The organism is Eisenbergiella sp. OF01-20 (assembly GCF_003478085.1).
In the GTDB taxonomy this organism is placed as follows: Bacteria; Bacillota; Clostridia; order Lachnospirales; family Lachnospiraceae; genus Eisenbergiella.
In genome coordinates, this window is the sequence record NZ_QUES01000016.1 from 84226 (window position 1) to 98407 (window position 14182).

Consider the following 14182-nt stretch of genomic DNA (forward strand, 5'->3'; position numbering starts at 1 on the left):
TGTATGGGAATGGAGGAACGGCCATGAGGACAAAAAGACAGAAAAAATCAGGAAAAAAAGAGAGTTGGAGGCAGCGTGTCCTTGCGGTTTTGCTGGTCCTCTCCATGCTGTTTTGTCAGATGAATGGTAAGGATATGATCACCTATGCAGCAGGCAGTGATTCCGTTACCGTCCGGGTAGGGGAAAAGATAAAGGGTACCTTAAAGAATGGTACGCTCACTATTTCCGGGACAGGAGCCATGGACGATTTCCGTGCGGATACAGCCCCCTTTTCTGATTACAGCGGGGAAATCCACTCACTGGTTATTGAAGACGGAATTACATATATAGGATCCTATGCTTTTTACGGATTGGGTGGGCTGGAAGGAGAACTGGTACTTCCTGAAAGCATTATCGGCTTCGGCGACTATGCTTTTTCCGGAGACAATCGGGAAGAAGCGCCCCGGTATACAGTTATAAGAAATCTTTTTTTGGAAAAGGAAATCGTATATTCTGAGAATACGGAAACAGAAACGGAGACAGATACGATTACGGAAGAAAGCAGTCAGGAAACAACGGAAACGGAGGATGTTTTCGGAACAGCAGCCAAACCGGATACGGAAGCAGAAGAGGGAAAAGAGACGGACGCTACCCGGGACAGCCAGATACAGACGGAGGGAGCGGAAGAAACACAGGAGCAGAAAGAAACACAGGAGCAGAAAGAAACGCAGGAGCAGAAAGAAACACAGGGAGAGAAAGAAACACAGGGAGAGAAAGAAACACAGGGAGAGAAAGAAACACAGGAAAAGAAAGAAACGCAGGAGCAGAAAGATACACAGCAACAAAAAGAAGCGGATGAGCAAAAGAAAATGGAAACGGACGGGCCGATTAAAACGGAAGCAAAAACGGAAAGCCCGGAAGAACCAAAAGAGCAGGAAGCCCATGAAGCAGTTTTAAATATTATGTCTGTCGGAAGAACAGTATCGCTGTCTCCGGCAGCGAGGAAAAAAAACTCTGTAATTGCATCCGCTTTCATCGCAGAATGTACCCCGGAATCCACAGCAGCGGAGAGTGATAAAAACGAAGATACGGCTGCGGATTCGGCGGTTAGTGAAGAAACAACGCCTTCTTTGGCAGCAGGCGGAAAGGATACGGAGCAGGCCGGGGAACAACACGACAGTCATACGGAAAACCCGGCAATACCGGAAAGGAAAACAGAAGAACCGGCCGGAAACAGCACGGAAAAGAAACAAAATACCAGTATCTGCCTGACACGTCAGGAAATGGAACATCCGGATACGCTCTTTTATCCGGGACAATCAGGAAGCGTAATCTGCTCTGACGAGAATACGACATTTCTCGAGGCAGCTTTGGCAGCCGGTTACCAGTTAGCAGCCGGTTCCATACAAGTGACGCTTGATGACCGGATAGCGTTGGAACTTCCGTCATTAAATGGCCGGATCCAACTGCCTGATTGTCCGCAGGAAATCAGTGCCGCATATGAAGAAGATCCTTTTTTCTCCTATACCTTCTCGGGATGGACCGAAGATTTATCCGGGGAAACCGCTTCTATTCTGGCAGCCGGCGAATCCTTTGATACGAAGGGACAGGAACAGCTTTTCCTTTATTCTGTTTGGGAGAGTACAAACAAGTATCAGCTGGGGATAAAGAAAGAAATCAAAGAAAAATCCGTGCTTTATACATTGATTGATGACAGTACCGGCGAGCCTGTGAGCACACCGGAAGGTTATTCGCTTTCCTTTCAATGGCAGGCTGCGGATCCGGGAGACACGGATTCGGTAATATGGACGGATATTGATGGCGCAAGGGAAAAGGAATACCGGAGAGGTCTGCTTCCCAAAGGGAGCAGACAGCAGCTTAGGTGTCAGGTAAAAGCAGTCAGGCTTATGCGTGCACGGACGGAAAAGGGCGAGGTAACGTTATATTCGGAACCAGTGGACGCGGCGGCGGAATGTAATATTATTTATGTGGATCAGGAAGCAGGCGATGATACGCAAAATGACGGGCTTTCGAAAGATAAAGCTGTTAAGACATTGGGAAAAGCATCCGAATTACTTAAGGCATCTGAAGGGAAGAGCGTAGAAACGAATAAAATCATTCTGGTTAGTGATTACCTTCTGGAGGAAAAGGAGAATAATAATTTTTCTATCGAAATTCCAGTTACTATTTCCGGGATAGAGGGTGAGCCTGTAACATTGGCTGGATGGCCGGATAGTAGTAATGATCAGGGTATTACATTGAATGGGGCCCTTTATCTTGAGAACCTTAAGGTGGAAAAATTACGACATATTTATGGGAATGGATATGATATCACGATAGGAAGTGGAATTACGAATCCATCCTCAGGTTTTTATCTGTACGGTGCCGGTCGGAATGAGTTAGGTGAAAAGGTTGGAAAGATAGCAGTTTATAGTGGACACATTGAGAGAATTGTCGGATATGTAAGAAGTACTGGAAAAACCATTGATGTTGAAAATAAACAAGCCTGTATTACAGTAGGAGGAACGGCAAATGTAGTTACTATTATAGCCGGCTGCGCCAATGGAGGAATAGAAAATGGTAATGTGAAAATTAATGTGGAAGATGGTAATGTAACAACTCTGGTTGGAGGAAATCAGGGATTTGGGAATCAGGAGGCTGCATTTTCCGGAAAAACAGAAATTAATATTAGCGGAGGAACGGTAAAAGATCTTTATGCAGCCGGATCAGGGCGCGGCCAGAGTATTCCAACCTATTCAGGTTCAATAACAATTAATATGAAAAATGGAAAGGTAGATAATATTTACGGTGCCGGATCCGCAGCCTATGTGATAAGTCCTGATTCTGTGAATTCCTCTTCTATCCATATCAATATGCAGGGCGGTACGGTAACCAATATTTTTGCAGCCGGCAAAGGAGGGGATGCTGCAGTAACAAGCGCTGCTGATCATAAGGTAAAACCATCCACATTTGGAAGCCTGACAGGAGATGTCGAGATTTTGTTAGGAGGAGACGCTGCTGTTACGAATATTTATGCCAGCGGAGAAGGATTTTATAAAGATGGTTATACGTATGATACCACAGAAAATGCCTACCTGGATGGAAACGTTACCATAACACTTGAGGGAAACGCTAAAGTCAAGGACAGTGTTTATGGCGGCGGAAAAGGAATAGATAAAGAAGGATATGCGGCCTGCGCCCGTGTTGAGAGTACCTCTGTTGTTAAGCTATTTGTTAAGGGAAATGCAACGATAGCGGGCAACGTATACGGGGGCGGTGAGAATGCCGGGATGGAAGGGAATACCTATATATCCCTGTCGGAAAATGGCTGTATAAAAGGGAATCTGTACGGCGGCGGTAAAAACGGGCTTGTAAAAGGCAGAGCTGTCGTGGAAATCGGCGGCGGTATCGTAGAAGGTTCCGTTTATGGCGGCGCGCTGGGAGTAACGGGGCAAAAGCTGGTCTATGGGGGATCTGCTATTAATATGTCCGGAGGATGGATAAAGGGCAACCTTTATGGCGGCAGTGAGCTGAGTGATGATGGTCCGGAAGAGGGGGAGCCCCTGGACCTGATATTTGTCAATCTGGCCGGGGGCACGGTGAGCGGCAATGTTTTCGGAGGCGGCTACAGAGGGACGGTAAATGGATCCACGCATCTGCATATAGGATTGCATGCGCCGGAGGATTGCAAATATTACCAGACGCATTCGAATGAGAAGCCTGAAATGAAAGCCTCCGTATTAAAGGTGGATGGTTCTGTTTATGCAGGAGGGGATTACGGAGGCGGTGATACCATTGATTACACAACAATAACCGTAAAGGGTACTTCACATGTGTATATTGACGGAACGGGATACAATACCGGAGGAGCGCAAGAGGGGCCGGAGATGGGAATTTCCGGCGGTGTATTTGGCAGCGGGGCCTCTTGTGATGCAGGTTCCACCCGTCTTGTAACGCTGAAGAATTACGGAACAGCCGTCAGGGACGATGATGGGATGGCAGCCGGTGTAACACGTACGCTGGAAGCAATTCAGAGGGCAGACCGGGTGGTACTGAATAATTCCCATGTACAGCTGACAGGAAAATCGGATGTGGCAAATCCTAATCAGACCACACTGTATTCCCTGAATCGTATCGGTGATCATGGTGCCGGCGAAGGCGTGTCTGAAGGGGAAAACAGCCTGGTTCTGCAGGCAGGCAGTACGCTCCTTCTGGATTCGGCGGTAATCGAGACGGCTAATTTTCAAAGTATAGATGAGGGGGGCATCCCTGTTACATTGAACAGTCTTAAGGGGACTCCCAACACCATTCTTTTTGATACCGGTACGGTATTCAGGGTATCCTGTACCAAGGCAGGAGCGGACGAGGAAGTGTATGGAGCGGTTTCCGGTTACGCTTATATGTTTGCCGGGGAAACCGCAGACGCCTACGCGTATGCAAGGATAAAAACGGAGAGTCAAAATAATGCCGATGGAGGATTCGCAGACAAGGAGAGAAAAGCACTCGCCTATGAAAATGTAACGAAAGAATATCGGTATTGGCACGTAAACGGAAAGCAAGCGGTGGCAGCCCGCCATGCAGTACTGACCGCACAGACTTTACAGAAGGACAGCGGTAATCTTGACAGTGAAGGGTATGCCGTGGCAAAGGGAAGTGTGGAACTTCCGCCTGCGGCAGAAGGCTCTTCTTATAAAATTACGAATGTCATGATTCCTACCGGAAGCAATCTGGTATTGACAGATGCGGTTAGAGCGGGGGCTGATGGCAGCTGGATAACTTCAGGAATTAATAACGATCCGGAACTGACAATGGATACGGAAGAGGCAAAAAAAATAATAGATGCTGAAAAAAAGAGGATAAAAGAAACCCCTTTAACGACCTTTGGACTTATCATGCGGGTTGGGTCCGGATTTACAGATGCAGAAAATGCAAAAGGAAAAGTAATATCCAACGCATCCGCAAATGACAAGGATAAGAACACTATTATAGAAAAAACTACGGCAGCCGCTACAGGCGGAGGGACGCCTCACATTGATTTCTATCTTACGTATTGGAATGAAGGGATAACAAGCAGAAAAAGCTTGGGAATGCTGGAGATTGAACTGACGCCTTCCGGGGACGGGGCTAAAATTACCATGTATGTGGAAATCATAACAAAAGCGAGCGGCCTTGCAGATCAGACAGTGGATCTTTATGCCACACAGAGCGGCAGTTATACGGGGAGTTTGGTAATACCTTCAGGGGACAGTCGGAGTTTACGTTTGAGTGGGGTGGAAAAGGGAAGTTCACCCCTTGTAGCTGCCGGGAATAACAGTAAGCTTCAGGCAGGGGAATTTTCCATTACCATGCAGCCGGTAAAGTCTCAGGGCTGGAATTCGTCGGGACTTTTGCAGGAAGCATTCGATCTGGCTTCCTACCAAAGCGGCAATAGAGCAATCGGTACCACGGACAGCCGCTATCAGGCTGTTATTGAATTCAAACTGAGCAATAATCCTGCTTTTACGTCAAAGGAAGAAGCGGATAAGATTGTTCTTATCCTGGAGGATGATAAAGGGAAGGCAGAAATCACTCTCAATATACACTGGAAGGCTTCTATCGTTAGATCCATTGAGGCCGCGTCCGGCAGAGCATATAACTGGTCTGCAAAAACCGGGAATGCGGATCCGGTGATTCTTTCCCCCAAAAGCGCTTTGACCGCAGTTATCGAATTGGGGGAGGAGACCACGTCCAATGGATTATGGCTGGAACTGCGAAGGCAGGACAACAACGAAATGATTGCGCTGCCGGTGGGGACGAGGCTGACTTTGCTTGGAATGAAGGAATTCTACAGCTATGAGGTATTGGAAAAGGAGGGGGATAACAGGCTGATTTTAAGTGATTTTTATAAAATGTGGGGGGAGGATAAGCTGTCAAGTAATATAACGAAAGATATAAAATTAACTTTTGTTGTGGATTTCGGAGCTGCTGCCAATCCGCTCTCCGCCGGGTCATATAACCTGCGCCTGCGTAATGAAACAGGTGCGGATACAGAAAGTGTGAATTTTACTATCCAAAACTCGGATCCTGGTATCGGCTGGAAAGAGAGTGATGCCGCCATGTATGCCAAAGGAGAGAATACCTTCACATTAGATCTCCTGCCCAATTATGATACCAGGTGGCAAAACGGCGCTGCCGTGGTTTTGTCTCCGGAAAGCGGCAGTGACTTCCCGGAAGGGACGGTGTTCCGGTATGGGAATGCGGATTATTACCCAAGCGGAAATAAGGTTTACATACCTCTGAACGATACGGATCCCCATACCATAACAATGAATACTGTAAATTCAGCCGGTATGATACCAGGTCCTCATGAACTGTCCGCAGAGATATTTCCTGTAGGGCCAAATGTGGGGACAACAATCAAAAAAACAGAGACCGTTTCCTACACAGTCAAGGAAAACCCTTCTTATGGACTTACCATCGAACTGGAGGAAACTGCCGATCGGGTGGTAGCGGCACAGCAGATAATTACCTTTACAGCATCCTATTCCTTACAGAATACGGACAGCAGTCCGCAGAAAATCAATGTAAGCACTCTAAAAAAAGAAAAAGGGGATTACAATAATGCGGAAGACTGGCCCGTGGAAGGAAATACGGACATTACGGATGAAAAAGGCACGCAGACAATAACGGTTACCGTTCCGGAAAACATCACAGCCGGGACCTATCGTCTCTATTTTATATTCGGGGATCAAAAAGTCCCATACAATCTCATTGTCCGGTAGTATTTCCGTTGATAGGAAAACAAACTCAAACTAAAGTACCCTGCCCGCCAGACACGTTTTCTTCTTCCGTGTCAGACAAACAGGGTACTTTCCTTTTGGTTTCTTATTTCTTTCCGTCCGAATCCTTTTCCTGATATCTGTCCTTTACTTTTCCGTACAGCCAGATATAGATCCACAAAAGGATAGGAAGGCCTACCGTTGCCACCAGACATGCCTGAAACAGCCGGTCCGCACCGGGGAAATTCAGGCAGGCGACCACAAGAGTGGACAAGTACAGCAGTACCAGCAGTCCCACGCAAATCAGCGCGGCAATTTGTTTCGGTGTTTTTTTCTTTTTATCCATGATTTTATCTCCTCTGTCGTAACTGTTCAGACTTGTCTGCGGGTTACCTTCAGTCATCCACATCAAAGGCTTCCAGCTTGCTTTTTTTCGGAATTGGCTTGCTGTCTCCATGCTTGACAAACAGCATGGTAAAGAAGGCCGCGGTTACGAAAAGGGCCGCATAAGGGAACAAGGTGTGGTATCCTACATGTTCCAGCAGAAAACCGGAAAGAATAGGAGTAACGATCTGGGCAGCCATGGAAAAGGTATAATAAAAACCGGTAAATTTGCCGATATCGCTGCCTTTGCTCATTTCCACCACCATCGGGTAGGAGTTTACATTTATTGCGGCCCAGGCCACGCCAACGAGGGCAAAAAGGCCGTTGATCCAGGCATGGTATTCTTTGACGGCCGCACCCAGGGCAAACATGGAAGCGAGAAGGACTATGCCGCCGAGGATGGTTTTTTTGCGTCCGATACGGGATGCAATGGCGCCAACGGGGATATAGGAGCAAATAGCGGCGATGGTAGCCACCAGCAGGCAGTTGGCAAAGCCGCCGCCCTGGATACCCCAGTAAATTTGCGCATATTTGGAAAAAGCCGTCGTAACCGCGTTATATCCCATGAACCAGCAGGAAACGGATAGCAGAATAAGAATCAGGCTCCTTTTTACCTCAGGAGTCATCGGGGCGTTTGTCTCGCTTTCTTCCTGTACGGTGCCTTCTTCGATATCCAGCTGGAGATCGGCCCTTTCCCGTTCCTCACGCAACGGATTTTCCTTGATTTTCCAAAGCAGGATCAGTACGGAAACCACCATAACCACCGCTACAATGAAGAAAATAGGAAAATAATCGGGCTTTCCCGTTTTGGGAATGAGGACGGAAATCAGAATCAGGGAGATGACTCCGCCGACCGCACCCATCAGGTTAATGATGGCATTTGCCTTGGATCGCAGAGGCTTGGGCGTGACATCCGGCATGAGGGAAACCGCAGGCGAACGGTAGCTTCCCATGGCGATCAGCGTAACGCACAGCGCGGTCACAAACAGGCCGAGGGAGGCGATATTATCGGAAAAAGGCAGGAACAGCATGGCAATGACCGCAGCTGCCGTACCGCAGAGGATAAACGGTGTACGTCTGCCAAGTCTGGTATGTACCTTATCGGAAAGGCTTCCGAACAAAGGGAGCATGAACAGGGCGAGCACATTGTCAACAGCCATGATGCCCCCGGAAATCGTATCGCTGATATGGAAGGTGTTTTTGAGAATCAGCGGGATGATGCTGTCGTACAGCTGCCAGAAAGCACTGATGGAAAGAAAGGCAAGACCCACCAGAATGGTTCTTTTTGTGTTGAGCTTCATAAGAGATACCTCGCTTTGTAAGTTTGTCTTGTCTGTCTCCCTGCGGCTGCCGCGTCCGCGGCCATAAGCAGGAAAACGCTCTGATCTAATGATATCTCATTGCCGGAAAAAGGGCAACGAATAATTGCAGAAACCGGAAATGCAAAATCCCGCCTGCAGCACTGCTGCTGCAGACGGGATTCTGAACTAGGGGAGGAATCCTCCCCGCAATGGGAGGATAAGTAATTATTTATCTTGCGTAATCATAAGCCGGCGGCGAGGCCGCCCGGTTTATGAATCATCAAAGGAGGGGGTTCCGATGATATTAACAGTATAACCCGGAGAAAAAAGAATATACATCAAAATAAAAAAAATATTTCAAACAGGATGCCACGGCTTTTTTTGTCCGCTTTTTTATCCCTGCGCCTTTGCAATCCGCTGCTGGACTTTACAGACATTTTGTTATATACTATTTTTATTCTGAGCGAAAGCTGGGAAAGCTGGGGTAAATCCTGCAGCGGCAGTGCTCTTTGCGGGCAGTGCCGGATAGACGGAACCGGGCCTGACCGGTGAAAATACACGGACGAGGTGATAAAAATGGCATTATTAGAACAATGGAGATCGATGGCTTATTCCGAGACAGCCAACAAAGGAGATTTACAGAGACTTTGGGCGGCTTATTTTGAAAGCGAAAAAGAAATTTACGCACAGCTTTTAAAAAATCCGGATGAAGTGGTCAAAGGAACGGTAAAGGAACTGGCGGAAAAGTATGATGTTGATATCATGACCATGACCGGTTTCCTGGACGGAATTGACGACAGCCTTGTGGAATCCAATCCGATTGAAGAAATGGAAGAGGACACAGCGGTAAATCTTGGATTTGATAAAGCGCTTCTTTATAAAAATATGGTAGCGGCCGGAGCCGACTGGCTGTATGAGCTGGAAGAGTGGAACGATATTTTTGATGAAGAGACAAGGAAAGCCCTTTATAAGGAACAGAAGTCTTCCACCACGATTGTGAAGGACAAAAAGGTATATCCCAACGATCCCTGTCCCTGCGGCAGCGGAAAGAAATATAAGAAATGCTGCGGCAAAGGCAAATAAGGCGGGAAGGAAATGAAAAGCAGGATACAGGATGCAGTTAACATGTTTGAATCCGGTTTTAACTGTGCCCAGTCTGTTTTTGCCACCTATGCGGATGTTTTCGGCATGGACAGGCAGACGGCATTGAAGCTTGCCGGACCTATGGGGGCCGGTGTAGGGCGCATGCGCGAGGTATGCGGTACCGTATCCGCCATGGCGCTGCTGTCCGGCCTGAAAATGGGGAATACCGATCCTGCCGACGAGGAAGCTAAGACCCGCTCCTATGAAATGGTGCGCAGGATGAGCGATGCGTTCCGGGAAAAAAGAGGCAGTATTATCTGCCGTGAACTTCTGGAAATGCCCGCCGGCATGCAGCGGGAGGATAGTGCCAGACCAACGGAGCGGACTGCGCAGTATTACGCCTCCAGGCCCTGCAGCCATCTGGTTGCGGAAGCGGCACATATTATAGAAGAAATGCTTTTGGATACAGAAGAATAAACAGGTATGGCAGAGCTGCTGTATAAAAGATACAGGAGCCTGCACCTGCAGGGAATGGCCCGCGGTTATTTTATCGCGGGCCATTTTTTAGATCGATAGCACGTTTCGTTTATCCCCTTTTAAGCGCAGCAGAATTAAAAGTCCTTTTACGGTTGTTTGATTTTGTTAAGAATTTTGATCAGACATTTTTAAGAAATAGCTGTTATATTTTTAGACAGAGCAGAGAGAAATACCCTCGCGGCAGCCGTCAAGCGGATGCGATCGCGCATCCGTCCGGAGCGTTGCCTGCGGGAATAAAAATAGGAACAGAAGGCTGTTCCCGGAACCGAATGAGGTCAGAAAGGAAAGAATCTATGCGAATCCACTTGAACCACCTGAACATGATCTATCCCACCGGAAAGCTGGCGTTAAAGGACATCAGCCTGACGCTGGAAAGTCCCAGCCTTGTAGGCCTGGTAGGCCCTAACGGCGCGGGAAAATCGACCCTGATGAAGCTGCTTGTAGCCGGGCTTCTTCCTACGGGCGGTGAAATAACGGTTGATGAGGTACCTCTGTCCAAATGCGAAAAAAAACTGAAGGGAAAGCTGGGTTATCTCCCGCAGGATTTCGGGCTGTATGACGAACTGACAATCCGGGAATTCCTGGATTATATGGCGGCATTGAAGGGGATACGTGACAGCGGTGAGGCTGTCGAACGCGCCATTGCGGCTACCGGACTGGAAGAAAAGAAAAAAGCGCGTATCCGGACGTTGTCCGGCGGGCAGCGTCAGAGGGTGGGAATTGCCCAGGCGCTGCTGGGGGAACCGGAATTTCTGATCTTTGACGAGCCAACTGTCGGCCTGGATCCGGAGGAACGTATCCGGTTCCGAAACTTTTTTTCCCAAACGGCCCAGGATAAACTGGTGCTGCTGTCCACGCATATCATAGAGGATGTGCAGTCGGTATGTGACAGGCTCATTGTGATAGACCGGGGGAAGATTCTGTTTACCGGCAGGCCTGAGGAATTGATCCTCCGGGCCAGGGGACATGTGGGGGTTCTCCTGGAACAGGCCGGCGACGGAAAGGAATCCGCCCTGCATATCATCTCACGGGTAAATACGGTGGAAGGTGTGCTGTGCCGGGGCGTGGCGGAGGTTCTGCCGCAGGAGGCCCGCAGTGTGGAACCCACACTGGAGGATGCCTATCTGTATCTCATTACACAGGAGGGGAAAACACAATGAAATTCTATTCTCTTTTCCGGGTGGAGCTGGGGCGGCTCTTTAAAAGCAGGCTGACCTGGGCAGTCCTGTGCTTCACACTGGCGGCACCGGCGGCGGGGCTGACTATCTATACCCCTCTGTCCGGCTCACACAACAGTACGGCACTCGCCAATCCTGCTCTGGGCGGTGCGCTGGCCGGCGCGCTCCTTTTTGCGCTGCTCACCGTGCTGGAACTGGACCGCGTCCATCGCAGCCGCACTGATGTGCTTACGGAATCCATGGTTTTGCCTATAACGGCGGAAGCTTCCCGCACCCTGGCCCTGCTGACAGCGGCAGCAGCGGTGATGACAGGGGTTCTGGCCGTCTGGATTCCGATCACAGCCTTAACGGCCGGCCCGGCATTCCGTCCGGGACTGTGTGCGGCGGTATATCTGCTGGTGATGCTGCCCGCTCTCTGGTTTTCTATCCTGTTTACCGCTGCGGCCTATCAGCTCATCCGGAGACTGGATGTGACATTGATAGCTTTTGTGGGCTTTTTTCTCTTAAGCCTGACCGCCTGGTCCGGGAACTGGCTGCTGCGGTGGGTAAATCCCGCTTTGGTTTATCTCTCCGACGATTTCGGAAATAACCGCAGGCTCATGTCCCTGGGATGGAACCGGCTGTTCTGGCTGTTTACGCTGGGTGGGATCTGGTGTCTGTGTCTGCTGTGCGTCCGCCGGTATGGAAAAGGTCCTGCCGGTTCGCTTCTGCGGAACGTGCGGATATTTTATCTTCCCCTGTTGGGTGTTGTTCTGACGGTAATGGGCTGTCTGGCCTATGTAAAGCAGCCTTTTGTCGATAACAGCAGGGAGGAAATCGATTATGAGGCACATGAAAATTTTGCCTACAACGAACATGTAACCTATTCCGCTATATCGGTGGATGCGAAGCCGTCCCTTTCCCGCGGTACCCTTCAGGCGGAGGCCACCTATACCCTGCATAATGATTCCGGACAGCCTCAGACTATTTCACTCTGGCTGAATCCCGGTTATACCGTGCGGTCCGCTGTCGCCAACGGAAAAACCGTACCTTTCAGGGATCTTCAGGATGATGATATCAATGAGAAAACTATCGAGCTGGATATCCCTGCCGATGAGGACATGGAACTGACGGTAGAATACGGGGGATTTCCGCAGGAGTGGAGCATAATGTCCCTGTCTCAGGGAGAGTGTGAGATCAGCGATGATTATATTTACCTGGCCCACCAGGATTTTTCACCCATGCCGCGTGATTTTGTGGAAAGTACCATGGAACGCGCACCCTTTACGGCAAAAATCACGTTACCGGACAAAATGACACCGGTTTTGTTCGGAACCGGTACCGTAAAAGCCGGGGAGTCAGATGCCGGATCCACCCAGTGGCTGCTGCAGACTTCGGGATGGAGCCTGATACTCTATGCCGGTGATTATGTCTCCGAGCAGATCGAGGCGGCGGGGCTGGACGTGGAATTTTACTACAGTGCCAAACACCGGAAAGTTATGGAAGAATGCAACGTAAGGGAAACGCTGAAACAGGTATTTGAATACTGTACCAGTCACTACGGCCCCCTGTCTTTTTATGGGGAAGAGGGTATGCGCCTCATAGAGATCGGAACAGTGGGCGGCGGCTATGCAGGCAGAGGCGCCAGCGTTATGGGAGAGGACAGCTTCAGCGAAGAGGGCCTTAAGGATCCGCTGAAGGGTGCCGGGGGAAGCGAAGTCATGGCCCATGAAATCATCCATCAGTGGTGGGGCCTGGGTAACATGATCGAATCCTCCTCCGCGTCGGATCCCTGGTCCAGTGAAGGGCTGACGGTTTACACGACCTATCGGCTGATGAAGGAGCTTCACGGCGCGGATTATGCCCGGACGTATTATGTGGATGTGTGGCAGTCCCAGGTGGATGCGTATTACCAGGATTTTTATGTCCGCAATCCCCGGTTCCTGTCGGCGCTGCCGGAACAGTACAAAGCCGATATCGCCAACAGCCAGTCCACTGTCCGGCAGTATTGTGAAATGCCGCTGAAAATCCTGAAGGCGGAAAAGTTGGTGGGCGGCGAGGCGGCTATGGACCGTATCCTGTCCGGGCTGTTTACCGGAGAGACCAATCCGTCCTATCCCTATCTGACATGGCAGGATTTCCTTGACGCCTGTAATCTTACGGAGGAGGATTTGAAGCTTGAGTAAAATATATCTGTATGAACTGCGCCGGACTGTGCGCGGAAAATTCTTCTGGGGACTGTTGGCCGTATGTCTGTTTTTCGGCTGGAATATCCTGCAGACTACCGTTATCCGGGGCGTCGCCCATACCGCCCCGTTTTCGCCCTGGACCTTCGGGGCGTATCTGGCCCGGCTGATGCCGCTTTTGGGCGTGGCGCTGCTGTTCTTCCAGTGGAACCAGTGCAATGAAAAGGCCCGGCGGTTTTGGAGCCTCACCGACGCGTCTCCCGCAGAACCGGGACAGTATCTCCTTGTAAAATGTGCTGCCGCAGCTACCGCCTGGCTGCTGCTGGCACTGGGTGTTACCGCGCTGGGGATCGGCTTCCTGCTGGCGCTGTTTCACGACAGCGTGCCTGTGGGAATGCTGCTGCTGACGGCGGCGGCCGCCCTGCTGCCCCCGCTTGTATTTCTGACGGGGACCGGACTGCTGGCCGGTCATATACGCTCCTCCCTGTTGTTTGTATGGATGGCGTTTGCGCTGGGCGTTGGTTTTATTCCTCTTCCCGGGAACCTTGATCTCTATGGATATTCTTTCTTTACGGAATATCCGCTCACCCTGCAACAGACCGATCCGGCCTTTTCCATGCCGGCCGGCATGCTTGCAGCAAGGGTGGTTTTTCTCCTTGTTGGAATGGGATTCCTTTTTCTGGCGGTATGGCGGCAGCGCAGGCAGAAGGGTAAGGGCTGAAATGATTTCCGGCACATGTAACCGGCTGTTTGTCCGGCGGTTATGTGTGCCGGTTTTTGCTGTTTTATTATTGGAA

Annotated in this window: 8 protein-coding genes; 6 read left to right on the forward strand and 2 right to left on the reverse strand. The window is 49.8% G+C overall.

The features are described 5' to 3' along the window. Positions 1–23 precede the first annotated feature (23 nt). Positions 24–6740 (forward strand): hypothetical protein, encoded by a 6717-nt coding sequence (locus tag DXA36_RS18280; protein ID WP_118680922.1) that lies wholly within the window; start codon positions 24–26, stop codon positions 6738–6740. A gap of 103 nt (positions 6741–6843) precedes the next feature. On the opposite strand, the gene DXA36_RS18285 is transcribed toward DXA36_RS18280, so the two are convergent. After that, on the reverse strand, positions 6844–7083 hold the full coding sequence (locus tag DXA36_RS18285) for a hypothetical protein (protein WP_118680923.1): 240 nt from the start codon (positions 7081–7083) through the stop codon (positions 6844–6846). Between the two features lie 49 nt (positions 7084–7132). Beyond that, positions 7133–8422 (reverse strand): MFS transporter, encoded by a 1290-nt coding sequence (locus tag DXA36_RS18290; RefSeq protein ID WP_118680924.1) that lies wholly within the window; start codon positions 8420–8422, stop codon positions 7133–7135. A 576-nt stretch (positions 8423–8998) separates the two neighbouring features. Here DXA36_RS18290 and DXA36_RS18295 point away from each other — a divergent pair. From DXA36_RS18295 to DXA36_RS18315, 5 genes are all read left to right on the forward strand, one after another. Next, positions 8999–9505, forward strand: coding sequence for an SEC-C metal-binding domain-containing protein (locus DXA36_RS18295; protein ID WP_182479145.1), 507 nt, complete (start codon positions 8999–9001; stop codon positions 9503–9505). Positions 9506–9517: 12 nt separating this feature from the next. Continuing rightward, on the forward strand, positions 9518–9982 hold the full coding sequence (locus tag DXA36_RS18300) for a C-GCAxxG-C-C family protein (RefSeq protein ID WP_118680925.1): 465 nt from the start codon (positions 9518–9520) through the stop codon (positions 9980–9982). Between the two features lie 353 nt (positions 9983–10335). Further along, on the forward strand, positions 10336–11202 hold the full coding sequence (locus DXA36_RS18305) for an ATP-binding cassette domain-containing protein (RefSeq protein ID WP_118680926.1): 867 nt from the start codon (positions 10336–10338) through the stop codon (positions 11200–11202). Next, positions 11199–13385, forward strand: a complete 2187-nt coding sequence (locus DXA36_RS18310; RefSeq protein WP_118680927.1) for a hypothetical protein — start codon at positions 11199–11201, stop codon at positions 13383–13385. The genes DXA36_RS18305 and DXA36_RS18310 overlap by 4 nt, the downstream gene beginning before the upstream one ends. Beyond that, on the forward strand, positions 13378–14106 hold the full coding sequence (locus DXA36_RS18315; protein WP_118680928.1) for a hypothetical protein: 729 nt from the start codon (positions 13378–13380) through the stop codon (positions 14104–14106). Before DXA36_RS18310 ends, DXA36_RS18315 begins: the two co-directional genes overlap by 8 nt. The last annotated feature ends 76 nt before the right edge of the window (positions 14107–14182 follow it).